The sequence below is a fragment of the Paraburkholderia unamae genome (assembly GCF_003096875.1).
GTDB classification, from domain to species: Bacteria; Pseudomonadota; Gammaproteobacteria; order Burkholderiales; family Burkholderiaceae; genus Paraburkholderia; species Paraburkholderia unamae.
The window spans coordinates 18,987-37,413 of record NZ_QEOB01000020.1; the positions used below are offsets into that span (position 1 = coordinate 18,987).

At 59.5% G+C, this 18,427-nt stretch carries 31 protein-coding genes; all 31 read left to right on the forward strand.

Translation table 11 applies throughout. The features are described from left to right. Window positions 1-10 precede the first annotated feature (10 nt). The 31 genes from fusA to rplQ all read left to right on the forward strand — a co-directional run bounded on the left by fusA (window position 11) and on the right by rplQ (window position 18,254). A complete protein-coding gene (gene fusA / locus C7402_RS33560; protein ID WP_112174814.1) occupies window positions 11-2,113 on the forward strand; it encodes an elongation factor G in 2,103 nt (700 codons plus the stop codon). A 95-nt stretch (window positions 2,114-2,208) separates the two neighbouring features. Beyond that, on the forward strand, window positions 2,209-3,399 hold the full coding sequence (gene tuf, locus C7402_RS33565; protein WP_112174815.1) for an elongation factor Tu: 1,191 nt from the start codon (window positions 2,209-2,211) through the stop codon (window positions 3,397-3,399). A 138-nt stretch (window positions 3,400-3,537) separates the two neighbouring features. Continuing rightward, window positions 3,538-3,849 (forward strand): 30S ribosomal protein S10, encoded by a 312-nt coding sequence (gene rpsJ, locus C7402_RS33570; RefSeq protein ID WP_017777154.1) that lies wholly within the window; start codon window positions 3,538-3,540, stop codon window positions 3,847-3,849. Between the two features lie 200 nt (window positions 3,850-4,049). Next, window positions 4,050-4,709, forward strand: a complete 660-nt coding sequence (gene rplC, locus C7402_RS33575; RefSeq protein ID WP_028222628.1) for a 50S ribosomal protein L3 — start codon at window positions 4,050-4,052, stop codon at window positions 4,707-4,709. Beyond that, window positions 4,709-5,329 (forward strand): 50S ribosomal protein L4, encoded by a 621-nt coding sequence (rplD, locus tag C7402_RS33580; RefSeq protein WP_112174816.1) that lies wholly within the window; start codon window positions 4,709-4,711, stop codon window positions 5,327-5,329. Before rplC ends, rplD begins: the two co-directional genes overlap by 1 nt. Then, complete coding sequence (gene rplW, locus C7402_RS33585) at window positions 5,326-5,640, forward strand: 50S ribosomal protein L23 (protein WP_028206513.1); 315 nt, start codon at window positions 5,326-5,328, stop codon at window positions 5,638-5,640. The genes rplD and rplW overlap by 4 nt, the downstream gene beginning before the upstream one ends. Window positions 5,641-5,642: 2 nt before the next feature. Beyond that, complete coding sequence (rplB, locus tag C7402_RS33590; RefSeq protein ID WP_112174817.1) at window positions 5,643-6,470, forward strand: 50S ribosomal protein L2; 828 nt, start codon at window positions 5,643-5,645, stop codon at window positions 6,468-6,470. 10 nt (window positions 6,471-6,480) lie between these two features. Then, window positions 6,481-6,756, forward strand: coding sequence for a 30S ribosomal protein S19 (gene rpsS, locus C7402_RS33595; RefSeq protein ID WP_027797286.1), 276 nt, complete (start codon window positions 6,481-6,483; stop codon window positions 6,754-6,756). A gap of 12 nt (window positions 6,757-6,768) precedes the next feature. Then, entirely contained in the window at window positions 6,769-7,098 is a 330-nt protein-coding gene (gene rplV / locus C7402_RS33600) for a 50S ribosomal protein L22 (RefSeq protein ID WP_004199272.1), read from the forward strand. An 11-nt stretch (window positions 7,099-7,109) separates the two neighbouring features. Beyond that, entirely contained in the window at window positions 7,110-7,901 is a 792-nt protein-coding gene (rpsC, locus tag C7402_RS33605; protein ID WP_027797287.1) for a 30S ribosomal protein S3, read from the forward strand. A 2-nt stretch (window positions 7,902-7,903) separates the two neighbouring features. Continuing rightward, window positions 7,904-8,320 (forward strand): 50S ribosomal protein L16, encoded by a 417-nt coding sequence (gene rplP / locus C7402_RS33610; protein ID WP_042269753.1) that lies wholly within the window; start codon window positions 7,904-7,906, stop codon window positions 8,318-8,320. 10 nt (window positions 8,321-8,330) lie between these two features. Continuing rightward, window positions 8,331-8,525: a 50S ribosomal protein L29 gene (gene rpmC / locus C7402_RS33615; RefSeq protein WP_007180130.1), complete on the forward strand. Its 195-nt coding sequence runs from the start codon at window positions 8,331-8,333 to the stop codon at window positions 8,523-8,525. Continuing rightward, the gene (rpsQ, locus tag C7402_RS33620; RefSeq protein WP_028206516.1) at window positions 8,522-8,794 is read left to right on the forward strand and encodes a 30S ribosomal protein S17; all 273 of its coding nucleotides are present in this window, start codon (window positions 8,522-8,524) and stop codon (window positions 8,792-8,794) included. Before rpmC ends, rpsQ begins: the two co-directional genes overlap by 4 nt. A 356-nt stretch (window positions 8,795-9,150) precedes the next feature. After that, window positions 9,151-9,519, forward strand: coding sequence for a 50S ribosomal protein L14 (rplN, locus tag C7402_RS33625; protein ID WP_006998478.1), 369 nt, complete (start codon window positions 9,151-9,153; stop codon window positions 9,517-9,519). A gap of 9 nt (window positions 9,520-9,528) precedes the next feature. After that, a complete protein-coding gene (gene rplX / locus C7402_RS33630) occupies window positions 9,529-9,837 on the forward strand; it encodes a 50S ribosomal protein L24 (RefSeq protein WP_112174818.1) in 309 nt (102 codons plus the stop codon). A 16-nt stretch (window positions 9,838-9,853) separates the two neighbouring features. Beyond that, on the forward strand, window positions 9,854-10,393 hold the full coding sequence (rplE, locus tag C7402_RS33635) for a 50S ribosomal protein L5 (RefSeq protein ID WP_027819347.1): 540 nt from the start codon (window positions 9,854-9,856) through the stop codon (window positions 10,391-10,393). Window positions 10,394-10,400: 7 nt separating this feature from the next. Next, entirely contained in the window at window positions 10,401-10,706 is a 306-nt protein-coding gene (gene rpsN, locus C7402_RS33640; RefSeq protein ID WP_027819346.1) for a 30S ribosomal protein S14, read from the forward strand. A gap of 14 nt (window positions 10,707-10,720) precedes the next feature. Further along, on the forward strand, window positions 10,721-11,116 hold the full coding sequence (gene rpsH / locus C7402_RS33645; RefSeq protein ID WP_027819345.1) for a 30S ribosomal protein S8: 396 nt from the start codon (window positions 10,721-10,723) through the stop codon (window positions 11,114-11,116). An 18-nt stretch (window positions 11,117-11,134) separates the two neighbouring features. Then, window positions 11,135-11,665, forward strand: coding sequence for a 50S ribosomal protein L6 (gene rplF, locus C7402_RS33650; protein WP_112174819.1), 531 nt, complete (start codon window positions 11,135-11,137; stop codon window positions 11,663-11,665). A 12-nt stretch (window positions 11,666-11,677) separates the two neighbouring features. Beyond that, entirely contained in the window at window positions 11,678-12,043 is a 366-nt protein-coding gene (rplR, locus tag C7402_RS33655) for a 50S ribosomal protein L18 (RefSeq protein WP_112174820.1), read from the forward strand. 14 nt (window positions 12,044-12,057) lie between these two features. Further along, window positions 12,058-12,576 carry a 30S ribosomal protein S5 gene (rpsE, locus tag C7402_RS33660; RefSeq protein WP_028206522.1) on the forward strand — a complete coding sequence of 173 codons (519 nt, stop codon included), beginning with the start codon at window positions 12,058-12,060 and terminating at the stop codon, window positions 12,574-12,576. An 11-nt stretch (window positions 12,577-12,587) separates the two neighbouring features. Beyond that, a complete protein-coding gene (gene rpmD / locus C7402_RS33665; protein ID WP_010106952.1) occupies window positions 12,588-12,770 on the forward strand; it encodes a 50S ribosomal protein L30 in 183 nt (60 codons plus the stop codon). 35 nt (window positions 12,771-12,805) lie between these two features. After that, window positions 12,806-13,240: a 50S ribosomal protein L15 gene (gene rplO, locus C7402_RS33670; RefSeq protein ID WP_028228146.1), complete on the forward strand. Its 435-nt coding sequence runs from the start codon at window positions 12,806-12,808 to the stop codon at window positions 13,238-13,240. A gap of 59 nt (window positions 13,241-13,299) precedes the next feature. Further along, a complete protein-coding gene (gene secY / locus C7402_RS33675) occupies window positions 13,300-14,646 on the forward strand; it encodes a preprotein translocase subunit SecY (RefSeq protein WP_116613688.1) in 1,347 nt (448 codons plus the stop codon). 8 nt (window positions 14,647-14,654) lie between these two features. Beyond that, complete coding sequence (infA, locus tag C7402_RS33680) at window positions 14,655-14,873, forward strand: translation initiation factor IF-1 (RefSeq protein WP_004521905.1); 219 nt, start codon at window positions 14,655-14,657, stop codon at window positions 14,871-14,873. A gap of 21 nt (window positions 14,874-14,894) precedes the next feature. Beyond that, a complete protein-coding gene (rpmJ, locus tag C7402_RS33685) occupies window positions 14,895-15,011 on the forward strand; it encodes a 50S ribosomal protein L36 (protein WP_027819338.1) in 117 nt (38 codons plus the stop codon). 35 nt (window positions 15,012-15,046) lie between these two features. After that, on the forward strand, window positions 15,047-15,412 hold the full coding sequence (gene rpsM, locus C7402_RS33690) for a 30S ribosomal protein S13 (protein WP_027819337.1): 366 nt from the start codon (window positions 15,047-15,049) through the stop codon (window positions 15,410-15,412). A gap of 28 nt (window positions 15,413-15,440) precedes the next feature. After that, window positions 15,441-15,845 (forward strand): 30S ribosomal protein S11, encoded by a 405-nt coding sequence (gene rpsK / locus C7402_RS33695; protein ID WP_006052224.1) that lies wholly within the window; start codon window positions 15,441-15,443, stop codon window positions 15,843-15,845. Between the two features lie 164 nt (window positions 15,846-16,009). Then, on the forward strand, window positions 16,010-16,633 hold the full coding sequence (gene rpsD / locus C7402_RS33700) for a 30S ribosomal protein S4 (RefSeq protein ID WP_112174822.1): 624 nt from the start codon (window positions 16,010-16,012) through the stop codon (window positions 16,631-16,633). A gap of 125 nt (window positions 16,634-16,758) precedes the next feature. Continuing rightward, the gene (locus C7402_RS33705) at window positions 16,759-17,736 is read left to right on the forward strand and encodes a DNA-directed RNA polymerase subunit alpha (RefSeq protein ID WP_027819335.1); all 978 of its coding nucleotides are present in this window, start codon (window positions 16,759-16,761) and stop codon (window positions 17,734-17,736) included. Between the two features lie 125 nt (window positions 17,737-17,861). After that, window positions 17,862-18,254 carry a 50S ribosomal protein L17 gene (gene rplQ / locus C7402_RS33710; protein ID WP_027819334.1) on the forward strand — a complete coding sequence of 131 codons (393 nt, stop codon included), beginning with the start codon at window positions 17,862-17,864 and terminating at the stop codon, window positions 18,252-18,254. Window positions 18,255-18,427: the final 173 nt, after the last annotated feature.

Below are 18,427 nucleotides of genomic sequence, written 5' to 3' on the forward strand. Positions count from 1 at the left end.
GAGGATCAAAGTGGCTCGCAAGACTCCTATCGAGCGCTACCGCAACATCGGTATTAGCGCTCACATCGACGCCGGCAAGACGACGACGACCGAGCGCATTCTGTTTTACACCGGCGTGAACCACAAGATTGGTGAAGTTCACGACGGCGCTGCGACCATGGACTGGATGGAGCAGGAGCAGGAGCGTGGCATCACGATTACCTCGGCTGCTACCACCGCCTTCTGGAAGGGCATGGCCGGCAACTACCCGGAACACCGCATCAACATCATCGACACCCCGGGCCACGTCGACTTCACGATTGAAGTCGAGCGCTCGATGCGCGTGCTCGATGGCGCGTGCATGGTCTACTGCGCAGTGGGCGGCGTGCAGCCGCAGTCGGAAACGGTGTGGCGTCAGGCGAACAAGTACAAGGTTCCCCGTCTCGCGTTCGTCAACAAGATGGACCGTACCGGCGCGAACTTCTTCAAGGTCTACGACCAGTTGAAGACCCGCCTGAAGGCAAATCCGGTTCCGGTCGTGGTGCCGATCGGTGCGGAAGACACCTTCAAGGGCGTCGTCGATCTGATCAAGATGAAGGCGATCATTTGGGACGAGGCCTCGCAAGGCACGAAGTTCGACTACGTCGACATCCCGGCGGAACTCGTTGACACGTGCAACGAGTGGCGCGAAAAGATGATCGAGTCGGCGGCCGAAGCCAGCGAAGAGCTGATGGAAAAGTACCTCGGCGGCGAAGAGCTGAGCGAAGCGGAAGTCGTCAAGGCGATCCGCGACCGGACCATCGCGTGCGAAATCCAGCCGATGCTGTGCGGCACTGCGTTCAAGAACAAGGGCGTGCAGCGCATGCTCGACGCCGTGATCGACTTCCTGCCGTCGCCGGTGGACATTCCCCCGGTTAAGGGCGAGCTCGAAAACGGTGACGTGGCAGAGCGCCGCGCAGCCGACGATGAGAAGTTCGCGGCACTCGCGTTCAAGATCATGACCGACCCGTTCGTCGGCCAACTGATCTTCTTCCGCGCGTACTCGGGCATCGTCAATTCGGGCGACACCGTGTTGAATTCGACCAAGGGCAAGAAGGAACGCCTCGGCCGTATTCTGCAGATGCACGCGAACAACCGTGAAGAAATCAAGGAAGTTCGCGCAGGCGACATCGCTGCTGCGGTCGGCCTGAAGGAAGCGACCACGGGTGACACGCTGTGCGACCCGGCGAACCCGATCATTCTGGAACGCATGGTGTTCCCGGAGCCGGTGATTTCGCAGGCCGTCGAGCCGAAGACCAAGCCTGACCAGGAAAAGATGGGCATCGCCCTGAACCGCCTGGCGCAGGAAGACCCGTCGTTCCGCGTCCAGACGGACGAAGAATCGGGCCAGACCATTATTTCGGGCATGGGCGAGCTCCACCTCGAAATTCTGGTTGACCGCATGAAGCGCGAATTCGGCGTGGAAGCGACTGTCGGCAAGCCGCAGGTTGCCTACCGCGAAACGATCCGCGCCACGGCGAAGGACGTGGACGGCAAGTTCGTCAAGCAGTCGGGTGGTCGCGGCCAGTACGGCCACGCGGTCATCACGCTCGAGCCGAACGAGCAGGGCAAGGGCTATGAGTTCCTGGACGAGATCAAGGGTGGTGTGATTCCGCGTGAATACATCCCGGCGGTCGACAAGGGTATCCAGGACACGCTGAAGGCTGGCGTGCTGGCGGGCTTCCCGGTCGTCGACGTCAAGGTTCACCTGACGTTCGGTTCGTACCACGACGTTGACTCGAACGAAAATGCGTTCCGCATGGCCGGTTCGATGGCGTTCAAGGAAGCCATGCGCAAGGCGCAGCCGGTCATCCTCGAACCGATGATGGCTGTGGAAGTCGAAACGCCGGAAGACTACATGGGCAACGTGATGGGCGACTTGTCGAGCCGTCGCGGTATCGTCCAGGGCATGGAAGACATGGTTGGCGGCGGCAAGATCGTTCGCGCCGAAGTGCCGCTGTCGGAAATGTTCGGCTATTCGACGTCGCTGCGCTCGTTGTCGCAAGGTCGTGCAACGTACACGATGGAATTCAAGCACTACGCAGAAGCACCGCGTAACGTGGCCGACGCGATCATCAGCGCGAAGGCGAAGTAAGCATCGGCGCTCATTTGAGCATGGTGTGGAGCGGGCATGGGTCCGGTCCACATCGCACAGTCACCGATTCACAACTTTTTTGAAAGAAGAGAAACATGGCAAAAGGTAAATTCGAACGGACCAAGCCGCACGTCAACGTGGGCACGATCGGTCACGTTGACCACGGCAAGACCACGCTGACGGCAGCGATCACGACGGTTCTGACCAAGAAGTTTGGCGGTGAAGCCAAGGCGTACGACCAGATCGACGCGGCACCGGAAGAAAAGGCACGTGGTATTACCATCAACACCGCGCACGTCGAGTACGAAACGGCTAACCGCCACTACGCACACGTCGACTGCCCGGGCCACGCTGACTATGTGAAGAACATGATCACGGGCGCGGCACAGATGGACGGCGCAATCCTGGTGTGCTCGGCCGCTGACGGCCCGATGCCGCAAACGCGTGAGCACATCCTGCTCGCCCGTCAGGTTGGCGTGCCTTACATCATCGTGTTCCTGAACAAGTGCGACATGGTCGACGACGCCGAGCTGCTCGAGCTGGTCGAAATGGAAGTGCGCGAGCTTCTCTCGAAGTACGACTTCCCGGGCGACGACACGCCGATCATCAAGGGTTCGGCCAAGCTGGCGCTGGAAGGCGACACGGGCGAGCTGGGCGAAGTGGCGATCATGAACCTGGCCGACGCACTGGACACGTACATCCCGACGCCGGAGCGCGCAGTTGACGGCGCGTTCCTGATGCCGGTGGAAGACGTGTTCTCGATCTCGGGTCGCGGCACGGTGGTGACGGGTCGTATCGAGCGCGGTCTGGTCAAGGTCGGCGAGGAAATCGAAATCGTCGGTATCAAGCCGACGGTGAAGACGACCTGCACGGGCGTGGAAATGTTCCGCAAGCTGCTCGACCAGGGTCAGGCAGGCGACAACGTGGGTATCCTGCTGCGCGGCACGAAGCGTGAAGACGTGGAGCGTGGCCAGGTTCTGGCGAAGCCGGGTTCGATCACGCCGCACACGCACTTCACGGCTGAAGTGTACGTGCTGAGCAAGGACGAAGGCGGCCGTCACACGCCGTTCTTCAACAACTACCGTCCGCAGTTCTACTTCCGTACGACGGACGTGACGGGCTCGATCGAGCTGCCGAAGGACAAGGAAATGGTCATGCCGGGCGACAACGTGTCGATCACGGTGAAGCTGATCGCTCCGATCGCGATGGAAGAAGGTCTGCGCTTCGCAATCCGCGAAGGTGGCCGTACCGTCGGCGCCGGCGTGGTTGCAAAGATCATCGAGTAAATCGAGTAGAATACTCGGCTTGCTGTAGAAGTTGATGTACCCTGGGACCGCCCTCGCGACGCCATGTCGCGGGGTGGTCCTGCGCTCTTTATATCGTCTGGCGGCGCAAGTCCGCCTCGCTCTTTTCAAGGAATCATCATGCAGAACCAAAAAATCCGTATCCGCCTGAAGGCTTTCGACTATCGCCTGATCGACCAGTCGGCTGCTGAAATCGTCGATACGGCGAAGCGCACGGGCGCAATCGTCCGCGGTCCGGTGCCGCTGCCGACGCGTATCCAGCGTTTCGACATCCTGCGCTCGCCGCACGTCAACAAGACGTCGCGCGACCAGCTCGAAATCCGCACCCACCTGCGCCTGATGGACATCGTCGACCCGACGGACAAGACCGTTGACGCGCTGATGAAGCTGGACCTCCCGGCTGGCGTGGACGTCGAAATCAAGCTGCAATAAGGGTCTCCCGCGCGGCCAGGATAGCCTGATCGCGCTAAGTCTTTGATTGCTTGCGGAAAACGAGAAGGGACGTTATACTTGACGTCTTTTCGCGCGTTTGCGCAAAAAATCGGTGTGTCCCTTTCGGGCCTTTACCTCGAAAACGCGCCGGTACTTTGTAAATTAGCCCCGACCAATCGCAGTCGGGAATGGAGAAAACGATGAGCCTTGGACTCGTAGGTCGCAAGGTTGGCATGACGCGTATCTTCACGGCTGACGGGGATTCGATTCCCGTGACCGTGCTGGACGTGTCCGACAACCGCGTGACGCAGATCAAGACTGTAGAAACCGACGGCTACACGGCCGTGCAGGTTGCTTTCGGTACTCGCCGCGCATCGCGCGTGACGAAGCCGCTCGCAGGTCATCTCGCCAAAGCTGGCGTTCAAGCCGGTGAAATCCTCAAGGAATTCCAGATCGACGCCGCTAAGGCCGCCGAACTGTCCGCTGGCGCTGTGATCGGTGTGGAACTCTTCGAAGAAGGCCAGAAGATCGACGTGCAAGGCACCTCGATCGGTAAGGGCTACGCCGGTACCATCAAGCGTTACAACTTCGCTTCGGGTCGTGCTTCGCACGGTAACTCGCGCTCGCACAATGTGCCGGGCTCGATCGGTATGGCGCAGGATCCGGGTCGTGTGTTCCCGGGTAAGCGCATGACCGGTCACATGGGTGACGAAACCGTGACGGTGCAGAACCTCGAAATCGCCCGTATCGACGCAGAGCGCAAGCTGCTGCTGGTCAAGGGTGCCGTGCCGGGTGCAAAGGGCGGCAAGGTTTTCGTGACGCCCGCCGTCAAGGCGCGCGCCAAGAAAGGAGCGCAATAATGGAACTGAAGCTCCTGAACGCTAATGGTCAGGAAGGCGTAGCAGTCAACGCGTCGGACGTCGTGTTCGGCCGTGACTACAACGAAGCGCTGATCCATCAGATCGTTGTCGCCTACCAGGCGAACGCGCGTAGCGGTAACCGCGCACAGAAGGACCGCGAACAGGTCAAGCACACCACCAAGAAGCCGTGGCGTCAGAAGGGTACGGGCCGCGCTCGTGCCGGTATGTCGTCGAGCCCGTTGTGGCGCGGCGGTGGTCGTATCTTCCCGAATTCGCCGGAAGAAAACTTCTCGCACAAGGTCAACAAGAAGATGCATCGTGCAGGCCTCTGCTCGATCTACTCGCAGTTGGCTCGCGAAGGCCGCATCTCTGTCGTGGAAGAGTTCTCGCTCGAAGCGCCGAAGACGAAGCTGCTGGCCGAGAAGTTCAAGGCCATGGGTCTCGAATCCGTGCTGGTCATCACCGACACGGTCGACGAGAACCTGTATCTCGCGTCGCGCAACCTGCCCCACGTGGCAGTCGTTGAGCCGCGTTTTGCCGACCCGCTCTCGCTGATCAACTTCAAGAAAGTGCTGATCACGAAGGCAGCGGTCGCCCAGATCGAGGAGTTGCTGTCATGAGCGAGATTCGCAAGAACGATCATCGTTTGATGCAGGTCCTGCTCGCACCGGTGATCTCCGAAAAGGCGACGCTGGTTGCGGAGAAGAACGAGCAAGTCGTCTTCGAAGTCGCGCCGGACGCGAACAAGCAGGAAGTCAAGGCTGCTGTCGAGCTGCTGTTCAAGGTGGAAGTCGAGTCCGTTAACGTGCTGGTCCAGAAGGGCAAAGCCAAGCGCTTTGGCCGCTTCAACGGCAAGCGCAAGGACGTGAAGAAGGCTTACGTCTGCCTGAAGCCCGGCCAGGAAATCAACTTTGAAGCGGAGGCCAAGTAATCATGGCAATCGTGAAAGTTAAGCCGACCTCGCCGGGTCGCCGTGCGATGGTGAAGATCGTCCACAAGGATCTGCACAAGGGTGCGCCGCATGCTGCGCTGCTCGAAAAGCAATCCTCGAAGGCCGGTCGTAACAACAATGGTCGCATCACGACGCGTCACCAGGGTGGTGGTCACAAGCATCACTACCGCGTGATCGATTTTCGTCGTACGAAGGACGGCATCCCCGCGAAGGTGGAGCGTCTCGAGTATGACCCGAACCGTAGCGCGAACATTGCGCTGGTTCTTTACGCAGACGGCGAGCGCCGCTACATCATCGCGCCGAAGGGCGTGACGGTTGGCACGCAGCTGATGTCGGGTTCGGAAGCGCCGATCCGTGCAGGCAACACGCTGCCGATCCGCAACATTCCGGTCGGTACGACGGTCCACTGCATCGAAATGCTGCCGGGCAAGGGCGCGCAAATCGCGCGTTCGGCTGGTACGTCGGCCATGCTGCTGGCACGTGAAGGCGTCTACGCGCAGGTTCGTCTGCGTTCGGGCGAAATCCGCCGCGTGCACGTCGAATGCCGCGCGACGATCGGTGAAGTCGGCAACGAAGAGCACAGCCTCCGTCAAATCGGTAAGGCTGGCGCGAACCGCTGGCGCGGTATCCGCCCGACGGTCCGTGGCGTTGCAATGAACCCGGTCGACCACCCGCACGGTGGTGGTGAGGGCAAGACTGCTGCTGGTCGCGACCCGGTGAGCCCGTGGGGTACGCCGGCGAAGGGCTACCGCACCCGCAGCAACAAGCGCACGACGAGCATGATCGTCCAGCGCCGTCACAAGCGTTAAGGAGTAGGCAATGGCACGTTCTATTAAGAAAGGTCCGTTCTGCGACGCCCATTTGCTGAAGAAGGTTGAGGCGGCAGCAGCTACGCGCGACAAGAAACCTATCAAGACCTGGTCGCGTCGTTCGACGATCCTGCCGGACTTCATCGGCCTGACGATCGCCGTTCACAACGGCCGTCAACACGTTCCGGTGTATGTCACGGAAAACATGGTCGGCCACAAGCTTGGCGAGTTCGCATTGACCCGTACGTTCAAGGGTCACGCAGCCGACAAGAAGGCCAAGAAATAAGGGGCAATCAAGATGGAAGTGAAGGCAATTCATCGCGGTGCCCGCATCTCGGCGCAGAAGACGCGCCTTGTGGCTGACCAGATCCGCGGTCTGCCGGTCGACAAGGCGCTGAACGTTCTGACGTTCTCGCCGAAGAAAGCGGCTGGCATCGTGAAAAAGGTTGTGCTCTCGGCGATCGCAAACGCGGAACACAACGAAGGTGCTGATATCGACGAGCTCAAGATCAAGAGCATCTACGTCGACAAGGCAGCTTCGCTGAAGCGTTTCACCGCGCGCGCCAAGGGCCGCGGCAACCGCATCGAGAAGCAATCCTGTCACATCACTGTGACGGTCGGGAATTAAGGAGCCATACGATGGGACAGAAAATTCATCCGACTGGCTTCCGTTTGGCCGTCAGCCGCAATTGGGCTTCGCGTTGGTACGCGAACAACAACAATTTCGCGGCGATGTTGAAGGAAGACATCGGTGTTCGTGAGTACCTGAAGAAGAAGCTGAAGAACGCTTCGGTGGGCCGTGTTGTGATCGAGCGTCCGGCAAAGAACGCTCGCATCACGATTTACAGCTCGCGCCCGGGTGTGGTGATCGGCAAGAAGGGCGAGGACATCGAACTCCTCAAGGCCGAACTCCAGAAGCGCATGGGCGTTCCGGTTCACGTGAACATCGAAGAAATTCGCAAGCCGGAAACCGACGCGCAACTGATCGCCGACTCGATCACGCAGCAGCTCGAGCGCCGCATCATGTTCCGTCGCGCAATGAAGCGCGCGATGCAGAACGCAATGCGTCTGGGTGCCCAGGGCATCAAGATCATGAGCGCCGGCCGTCTGAACGGTATCGAAATCGCACGTACCGAGTGGTACCGCGAAGGTCGAGTGCCGCTTCACACGCTGCGTGCTGACATCGACTACGCAACCTCGGAAGCGAAGACGACGTACGGCATCATCGGCGTGAAGGTTTGGGTCTACAAGGGCGACACGCTCGGCCGCAACGACGCACCGGTGGTGGAAGAAGTCGCCGAAGAAAAGCGTCCGCGCCGCAATGCGCGTCCGGGCGATCGTCGTCCGCGCCGTGATGGCGAAGGCGCACCGGGTGCCCGTCGTGGCGCACCGCGCCGTGGCGCCGGCGGTGACGGCAAGAGTGGAGAATAACGATGCTGCAACCGAAACGCAGGAAGTATCGCAAAGAGCAGAAGGGTCGTAACACCGGTATCGCAACGCGCGGCAACGCGGTTTCGTTCGGTGAATACGGTCTGAAGGCTATCGGTCGTGGTCGCCTGACCGCGCGTCAGATTGAAGCAGCGCGTCGTGCAATGACGCGTCACATCAAGCGCGGCGGCCGTATCTGGATCCGTATTTTCCCGGACAAGCCGATCTCGCAAAAGCCGGCGGAAGTGCGTATGGGTAACGGTAAGGGTAACCCGGAGTACTACGTCGCCGAGATTCAGCCGGGCAAGATGCTGTACGAAATGGATGGTGTGTCCGAAGAACTGGCCCGTGAAGCCTTCCGTCTGGCCGCAGCCAAGCTGCCGCTGAAGACGGTCTTCATGGTTCGCCAGCTCGGCGCCTAAGGAGTGAATGATGAAGGCATCCGAACTTCACCAGAAAGACCAGGCCGCGCTCAACAAGGAGCTGTCGGACCTGCTTAAGGCGCAATTCGGCCTGCGCATGCAACTCGCGACCCAGCAGCTCACGAACACGAGCCAGCTGAAGAAGGTTCGTCGCGACATCGCACGTGTGCGGACCGTCCTGACTGAGAAGGCGAACCAGAAATGAACGAAAGCGTGAAAACCTCGCTTAAGCGGACGCTGGTCGGCAAGGTCGTCAGCAACAAGATGGACAAGACGGTCACCGTTCTGGTCGAGCGCCGCGTCAAGCACCCGATCTACGGCAAGTACGTTGTGCAGTCGAAGAAGTACCACGCTCACGACGAAGCGAACACGTACAACGAGGGTGACCTCGTTGAAATCCAGGAGACCCGTCCTCTCTCGAAGACGAAGGCCTGGACGGTGTCGAAGCTGATCGAAGCAGCACGCGTGATCTAAAAGCGCAGTTGTAAAGCAGCAACATCCCGGGGAGCCATTCTCCGGGATGCAGAAGTTGTTGAAATCGCTAAAGATTTCGCTTGCTAGACCAAGATTATCGAGTTATAGTCTTGGTCTTCCCTCTTTATGAGCACGTTGTTGGCAAAGCAACGGGCAGAAGTACTGAGGGAGGTGGTTCGGGCGCCAGTCCGGATCTGCAAGATTCACCGGAATGCGATGGCCGGTTTCGTTTGCCGTCGCTGCTGTTCTAACCCAAGCAGCTGAGCGGTCGTTCTAGTGGCGGCGCGGCTGACGGGACCAAGACTGACTGGATGTGCCATGGTGGCGCAACCGGATTAAGTTGGGAAAGATAAACCATGATCCAGACCGAAACTCGGCTTGAAGTAGCCGACAACACGGGTGCGCGTGAAGTCATGTGCATCAAGGTGCTCGGCGGCTCGAAGCGTCGTTATGCCAGCATTGGCGACATCATCAAGGTGACCGTCAAGGAAGCAACGCCGCGTGGGCGCGTGAAAAAGGGCGAAATCTACAACGCCGTTGTGGTTCGCACCGCGAAGGGCGTGCGCCGTCAAGACGGCTCGCTGATCAAGTTCGATGGCAACGCCGCCGTGCTTTTGAACACCAAGCTTGAGCCGATCGGCACCCGTATTTTCGGGCCGGTTACGCGTGAGCTGCGTAGCGAACGATTCATGAAGATCGTTTCGCTGGCGCCGGAAGTGCTGTAAGGAGTCGCGATGAACAAGATTCGCAAGGGTGACGAAGTCATCGTCGTCACTGGCAAAGACAAGGGCAAGCGCGGCGTCGTAGTGGCGATTGGCGAAGAGCGCGTTACTGTCGAAGGCATCAACATTGTCAAAAAACATGTGAAGCCGAACCCGATGAAGGGTACGACGGGTGGCGTGGAAGCCAAGGCAATGCCGCTGGCTATCTCGAACGTCGCACTGGTCGACGCGAACGGTAAGCCGTCGCGCGTGGGCATCAAGGTCGAAGGGGACAAGAAAGTTCGTTTCCTGAAGACGACCGGTGCTGTTCTGAGCGCCTGACGCTGCGGAGTAAAAAATGGCACGTTTGCAAGAATTTTACAAAGAGAAGGTCGTTCCTGGCCTGATCGAGAAGTTCGGTTACAAGTCGGTCATGGAAGTGCCGCGCCTCACCAAGATCACCCTGAACATGGGTGTCGGTGAAGCCGTCGCTGACAAGAAGGTCCTTGAGCACGCCGTTGGCGACCTCACGAAGATCGCCGGCCAAAAGCCCGTCATCACCAAGTCGCGTAAGGCAATCGCTGGTTTCAAGATCCGCGAAAGCTACCCGATCGGTACGATGGTTACCCTGCGTGGCAATGCCATGTACGAATTCCTGGACCGTTTCGTGACGGTTGCGCTCCCCCGCGTGCGCGACTTCCGTGGCGTGTCGGGCAAGGCGTTCGACGGCCGTGGTAACTACAACATCGGTGTGAAAGAGCAGATCATTTTCCCCGAAATCGACTACGACAAGATCGACGCGCTGCGTGGGCTGAACATCAGCATCACGACGACTGCGAAGACCGACGAAGAAGCGAAGGCACTGCTCGCCAGCTTCAAGTTCCCGTTCAGAAACTGAGGTTACCGTGGCTAAACTGGCACTGATCGAACGTGAAAAGAAGCGCGCTCGTCTGGCAGCGAAATTTGCACCGAAGCGTGCAGAGCTGAAGGCGATCATCGACGACCAAAGCAAGTCTGAAGAAGAGCGTTACGCAGCTCGCCTCGAACTGCAACAACTGCCCCGCAACTCGAACCCGACCCGCAAGCGTAACCGCTGCGCGATCACGGGTCGTCCGCGTGGCACGTTCCGCAAATTCGGTCTCGCACGTAACAAGATTCGTGAAATCGCGTTCCGTGGTGAGATCCCTGGCATCACCAAGGCGAGCTGGTAATAGGAGAAACATAAATGAGCATGAGTGATCCTATCGCCGATATGCTGACTCGCATCCGCAATGCGCAGATGGTCGAGAAAGTTTCGGTTGCTATGCCCTCGTCGAAAGTGAAGATTGCGATTGCGCAGGTTCTGAAGGACGAAGGTTATATCGACGACTTCGCGGTGAAAACCGAAGGTGCGAAGTCGGAATTGAACATCGCGTTGAAGTACTACGCTGGCCGTCCCGTTATCGAGCGCATCGAACGCGTCTCGAAGCCGGGTCTGCGCGTGTACCGCGGCCGTAACGACATCCCGCAGGTCATGAATGGCCTGGGCGTTGCGATCGTCTCGACGCCGAAGGGTGTGATGACGGACCGCAAGGCGCGCGCTACTGGCGTCGGCGGCGAAGTTATCTGCTACGTCGCTTAAGACCTAAGGAGAAGAAACATGTCTCGAGTAGGTAAGAGCCCGGTCGCGCTGCAAGGCGCAGAAGCGACGCTCAGCGACGAGAAGATTACCGTCAAGGGCGCGCTGGGTACGATTTCGCAAGCTGCGAACCGCCTCGTCAAGGTGGTGAACGACAACGGCACGCTCAAGTTTGAGCCGACCGACGACAGCCGCGAAGCCAATGCGATGTCGGGCACGATGCGCGCGATCGTCGCGAACATGGTGCAAGGCGTGACGAAGGGTTTTGAGCGCAAGCTGACGCTGGTTGGCGTTGGTTACCGTGCTCAGGCGCAAGGCGACAAGCTGAATCTGTCGCTGGGTTTCTCGCACCCCGTGGTGCACCAGATGCCCGAAGGCATCAAGGCCGAAACCCCGTCGCAAACGGAAATCGTGATCAAGGGGATCGACAAGCAGAAAGTCGGACAGACCGCAGCAGAAGTGCGCGGCTATCGTCCGCCTGAGCCGTACAAGGGCAAGGGCGTGCGTTATTCCGACGAGGTCGTGATCCTCAAAGAAACGAAGAAGAAGTAAGGGTGCGCAATCATGGATAAGGTTCAATCTCGCCTGCGCCGCGCTCGTCAGACGCGTCTCAAGATCGCTGAGCTTCAGGTCGCGCGTCTGGCCGTGCATCGCACGAACACGCACATCTACGCGCAAGTGTTCTCGCCCTGCGGCACCAAGGTGCTGGCCAGCGCGTCGACGCTTGAAGCTGAAGTGCGTGCGCAACTGGCTGACCAGTCGGGCAAGGGCGGCAACGTCGCCGCTGCCTCGCTGATCGGCAAGCGTATTGCAGAAAAGGCTAAGGCCGCCGGCATCGAATCCGTCGCCTTTGACCGCTCGGGTTTCCGCTACCACGGCCGCGTCAAGGCGCTGGCTGATGCAGCGCGCGAAGCCGGGCTCAAGTTCTAAGGAAGGAATTCGTCATGGCAAAGATGCAAGCGAAAGTTCAGGCTGACGAACGCGACGACGGCCTTCGCGAAAAAATGATTTCGGTCAATCGCGTGACCAAGGTTGTGAAGGGCGGCCGTATTCTCGGCTTCGCCGCACTGACCGTGGTTGGCGATGGTGATGGCCGCGTCGGTATGGGCAAGGGCAAGTCGAAGGAAGTGCCGGTTGCTGTCCAGAAGGCGATGGAACAAGCTCGCCGCAACATGTTCAAGGTGCCCCTGAAGAACGGCACCCTGCAACACGAAGTGCACGGCAAGCATGGCGCATCGGTCGTCCTCCTCGCTCCGGCGAAGGCAGGTACGGGCGTGATCGCCGGCGGCCCGATGCGCGCAGTGTTCGACGTGATGGGCGTGCAGAACGTCGTGGCCAAGAGCCACGGTTCGACGAACCCGTACAACCTCGTTCGCGCCACGCTGGACGGTCTGCGCAAGCAGTCGACCCCGGCTGACATCGCGGCGAAGCGCGGCAAGTCCGTCGAAGACATTCTGGGCTAAGGGTGGGCACCATGTCTGAAAAAACTGTCAAGGTTCAGCTCGTCAAGAGCCTGATTGGGACCCGCGAAACGCACCGTGCCACCGTGCGCGGTCTCGGCCTGCGCCGCCTGAACTCGGTTTCCGAGTTGCAGGACACGCCGGCTGTGCGCGGCATGATCAACAAGGTCTCGTACCTCGTCAAGGTCATCGGTTAACGCGCACGCGGACCAAAAGACTCCAGGAGTTTGAAATGGAATTGAATAACCTGAAGCCGGCAGAAGGCGCGAAGCACGCTAAGCGTCGCGTCGGTCGCGGCATCGGCTCCGGCCTCGGCAAGACCGCCGGCCGTGGTCACAAGGGTCAGAAATCGCGTTCGGGCGGCTTCCACAAGGTTGGCTTCGAAGGCGGTCAAATGCCGCTGCAACGTCGTCTGCCGAAGCGCGGCTTCACCTCGCTGACGAAGGAATTCGTTGGTGAAGTGCGCCTCGCCGACCTCGAGAAGCTGCCGGTCGACGAAATCGATCTGCTGGCTCTCAAGCAGGCAGGCCTCGTGGGCGAACTGACCCGCAGCGCGAAGATCATCGCCACCGGCGAGATCAAGCGCAAGGTCGTCGTGAAGGGCCTGGGTGCGACGAAGAATGCGCGTGCTGCGATTGAAGCAGCAGGCGGTTCTTTTGCCGAGTGATTGTGAGTGGTGCGTGCGGGCTTGCCCGCCGTCACTAGCATCTGCATCGGAGAAGCTACTTGGCTAACAGCCCGAGTCTCGCAAAAACCGGTCGCAGCGCACCGAAGTTCGGCGACCTGCGTCGGCGTGCAGTGTTCCTGCTGCTGGCGCTGGTCGTTTATCGCATCGGCGCGCACATTCCGGTTCCGGGTATCGATCCGGACCAGCTGGCGAAGCTCTTTCAGAGCCAGTCGGGCGGCATCCTTGGCATGTTCAACATGTTCTCGGGTGGTGCACTGTCGCGGTTCACGATCTTCGCGCTGGGTGTGATGCCGTATATCTCGGCGTCGATCATCTTGCAGCTGATGGCGATTGTTTCGCCGCAGCTCGAGGCGCTGAAGAAGGAAGGGCAGGCTGGACAACGCAAGATCACGCAGTACACGCGGATCTTCACGGTGGTGCTGGCGACGTTTCAGGCGTTCGGCATCGCGGTCGCGCTGGAGAACCAGCCCGGCCTCGTGATCGATCCGGGCATGGTGTTCCGCTTGACGACGGTCGTGACGCTCGTGACCGGCACGATGTTCCTGATGTGGCTTGGTGAGCAGATCACGGAACGCGGGCTTGGCAACGGCATTTCGATCATCATCTTCGGCGGGATCGCGGCGGGTTTCCCCAATGCGATCGGCGGTCTGTTCGAACTGGTTCGCACTGGCTCGATGGGCCCCGTCTCGGCGATCATCATCGTGGTGCTGATTGCGGCCGTGACGTATCTGGTAGTGTTCATTGAACGCGGCCAGCGCAAGATCCTCGTGAACTATGCGAAGCGTCAGGTTGGTAACAAGATTTACGGCGGGCAGTCGTCTCACCTGCCGCTCAAGCTGAACATGTCGGGTGTGATTCCGCCGATCTTCGCGTCGTCGATCATCCTGTTCCCGGCGACAGTTCTGAACTGGTTCAGTTCGGGTTCGCGTTCCGGCTGGTTCGCGGACACGCTGCACAACGTGGCCGAAGCTCTCAAGCCTGGCCAGCCTGTGTACGTGTTGCTGTACGCGTTGGCGATCGTCTTTTTCTGCTTCTTCTACACCGCACTGGTGTTCAACAGCAGGGAAACGGCCGACAACCTGAAGAAAAGTGGCGCGTTCGTTCCTGGCATCCGCCCGGGCGATCAGACGGCACGTTATATCGACCGCATCCTCACGCGTCTGACGCTGGCCGGTGCGATCTATATCGTGTTCGTTTGCCTGCTGCCGGAGTTTCTGGTACTGCGCTGGAACGTGCCGTTTTATTTTGGCGGAACGTCGTTGCTGATCATTGTCGTCGTCACAATGGACTTCATGGCGCAGGTACAGTCGTACGTGATGTCGCAACAATATGAATCGCTGCTCAAGAAGGCCAACTTCAAGGGCGGCGGCGTCCCGATGCGTTGAAAGGACCTATGGCCAAAGACGATGTAATCCAGATGCAAGGCGAGGTGATCGAAAACCTCCCCAACGCAACCTTCCGGGTGAAGCTGGAAAATGGCCATGTCGTTCTAGGGCATATTTCCGGAAAGATGCGGATGCACTACATCCGTATCCTCCCGGGCGACAAGGTGACGGTTGAGTTGACGCCTTACGATCTGTCGCGTGCGCGGATCGTGTTCCGGGCGAAGTGATTTAGGAAAAAGGGTAATATCATGAAAGTGATGGCATCGGTAAAGCGCATTTGCCGCAACTGCAAAATCATCAAGCGTAACGGCGTCGTTCGCGTGATCTGCAGCTCGGACCCGCGCCACAAGCAGCGCCAAGGCTGATTAGCGCGCTTGCGCTTTTTGTTTGAGGAAAAACAATGGCTCGTATTGCAGGGGTTAACATCCCGAACCACCAGCACACTGAAATCGGCCTGACGGCAATTTTCGGTGTTGGCCGCACGCGTTCGCGCAACATCTGCGTGGCCGCGGGTGTGCCGTTCAACAAGAAGGTCAAGGACCTGGACGACGCGGATCTGGAAAAGCTGCGTGAGGAAGTGGGCAAGTTTGTCGTCGAAGGCGATCTCCGCCGTGAAACGACGATGAACATCAAGCGCCTGATGGACCTCGGCTGCTACCGCGGCGTGCGCCATCGCAAGGGCCTGCCCCTGCGTGGCCAGCGTACGCGTACCAACGCACGTACGCGCAAGGGTCCGCGCCGCGCAGCACAGTCGCTGAAGAAGTAAGCGGATCTGACAGTTACAGGAAAACGTAATGGCTAAGGCTTCGAACAACTCCGCGGCGCAACGCGTTCGCAAGAAGGTTAAGAAGAACGTCGCCGAGGGCGTGGTTCACGTTCACGCGTCGTTCAACAACACCATCATCACGATCACCGACCGTCAAGGCAACGCGCTTGCCTGGGCAACCTCGGGCGGTCAGGGCTTCAAGGGTTCGCGCAAGTCGACCCCCTTCGCAGCTCAGGTCGCAGCCGAATCGGCTGGCCGCGTGGCGATGGAATACGGCGTGAAGAACCTCGAAGTGCGGATCAAGGGCCCCGGTCCTGGCCGCGAATCGGCGGTGCGCGCGCTGCATGGTCTTGGCATCAAGATCACCGCGATCTCCGACGTGACGCCGGTCCCGCACAACGGCTGCCGTCCGCCGAAGCGCCGTCGCATCTAAGGCGTCGCTTTTGCCGATCGCCTGAGCCGCCGGAAACGGCGTCCCAGGCTCTCGGCGCTATTGAATTGACTAAGCCCACCGTTCGGTCCAAAGGGCCGAACTAGCGCGAGTCGCGGGTCCTCCCGTTTTAGACTTCGCGTGATCAATTATCGAAGGAAAGCAACGTGGCACGTTATATCGGCCCGAAGGCCAAGCTGTCCCGCCGTGAAGGCACCGACCTCTTCCTGAAGAGCGCACGCCGCTCGCTCGCTGACAAGTGCAAGCTCGACAGCAAGCCGGGTCAGCATGGCCGCACCTCGGGTGCCCGTACGTCCGACTACGGCACGCAGCTTCGCGAAAAGCAAAAAGTGAAGCGTATCTACGGCGTGCTCGAGCGTCAGTTCCGCCGCTACTTCGCGGAAGCGGACCGTATCAAGGGCAACACCGGCGAAAACCTGCTGAAGCTGCTCGAGTCGCGTCTCGACAACGTCGTGTACCGCATGGGCTTCGCATCGACCCGCGCTGAAGCGCGTCAGCTCGTGAGCCACAAGGCTCTCACGCTGAACGGCGTCGTCGCGAACATCCCGTCGATGCAAGTGAAGGCTGGCGACGTCGTCGCGATCCGCGAAAAGGCGAAGAAGCAGGCGCGTATCGTCGAAGCCCTGTCGCTGGCAGAGCAAGGCGGCATCGCAGGTTGGGTTTCGGTCGACGCGAAGAAGTTCGAAGGCACGTACAAGGGCATGCCTGAGCGCAGCGACATCGCTGGCGACATCAACGAAAGCCTGATCGTCGAATTGTATTCGCGGTAATCGGATTAACGGCCGGGGTGACCTCTGTGCTTCGCGCAGGAGGTGGCCTCGGCTGTTTAATTTCAGGTTGTGGCCATCTCAGCCTTATCGGTGTAACGAGCCGAGGGTATTGAAAAGGAAAACCTATGCAAACCAGTTTGTTGAAACCCAAGATCATCGCTGTGGAATCGCTCGGCGACAACCACGCGAAAGTGGTCATGGAGCCGTTCGAACGCGGTTATGGCCATACCTTGGGTAACGCGCTCCGGCGCGTGCTGCTGTCGTCGATGGTGGGCTATGCGCCGACCGAAGTGACGATCGCAGGCGTCGTGCACGAATACTCGACGCTCGATGGTGTGCAAGAGGATGTGGTCAACCTGCTGCTGAACCTGAAGGGTGTGGTGTTCAAGCTGCATAACCGTGACGAAGTGACGGTTACGCTGCGCAAGGAAGGCGAAGGCGTTGTCACCGCTGGTGACATCGAACTCTCGCACGACTGCGAAGTCATCAATCCGGAACACGTGGTTGCGCATTTGACGAAGGGCGGCAAGCTCGACGTTCAGATCAAGATCGAAAAGGGCCGCGGCTATGTGCCGGGCAACGTGCGCCGTTATGGCGACGAGTCGGCCAAGATCATCGGCCGCATCGTGCTGGACGCGTCGTTCTCGCCGGTTCGCCGCGTGAGCTACGCCGTGGAAAGCGCGCGTGTCGAACAGCGTACTGACCTCGACAAGCTCGTGATGAACATCGAAACCAACGGCGTGATCTCGCCTGAGGAAGCGATCCGCCAGTCGGCGCGCATCCTCGTGGATCAGCTGTCGGTGTTCGCTGCTCTGGAAGGCACGGAAACGGCCGCGGAAGCGCCTTCGCGCGCACCGCAGATCGATCCGATCCTGCTGCGCCCGGTGGACGATCTCGAACTCACGGTTCGCTCGGCGAACTGCCTGAAGGCCGAGAACATCTACTACATCGGCGATCTGATCCAGCGCACCGAGAACGAGCTGCTCAAGACCCCGAACCTGGGTCGCAAGTCGCTCAACGAGATCAAGGAAGTGCTCGCTTCGCGCGGTCTCACGCTCGGCATGAAGCTCGAAAACTGGCCGCCGGCTGGTCTCGACAAGTAATGTATGTGGCACAGACGCGGATTTTCCTTTAGAATCCGCGTCTTGCCTTTTTCACGTACCGGCCCGTGCCTTCATGGAAAGGCGATAGAAGAGCTGGACCAAAACTTTGTTTCAAGGAAATTGAAATGCGTCACCGTCATGGTCTGCGGAAACTGAACCGCACGAGCAGCCACCGTCTGGCAATGCTCCGTAACATGTCCAACTCGCTCATCGAGCACGAAGTCATCAAGACGACGCTGCCGAAGGCGAAGGAACTCCGTAAGGTTGTCGAGCCCCTCATCACGCTGGGCAAGAAGCCGTCGCTGGCAAACCGTCGTCTGGCGTTCAACCGCCTGCGCGATCGTGACTCGGTCACGAAGCTGTTCGACGTGCTCGGTCCGCGTTTCGCGAACCGTCCGGGCGGCTACCTGCGTATCCTGAAGTTCGGTTTCCGTGTTGGCGACAACGCGCCGATGGCACTGGTCGAACTGCTCGACCGTCCGGAAGTCACGGAAGAGAACATCCAGGAAGCGGAATAAGCTTTCAGTCGCTTGATCTCACGATCGAGCGGCGCGCGAAAAAGCCAGGCCTAGCCTGGCTTTTTTGTTTTTGGGCGCGGATTAAAACGCGCCGAGTCGTGTTTACCGGTCGCAGGTCCCTTTTGCCACATGGCGCACAAGAGAAGGCAATCGGCGCCGATGGTACGATTACG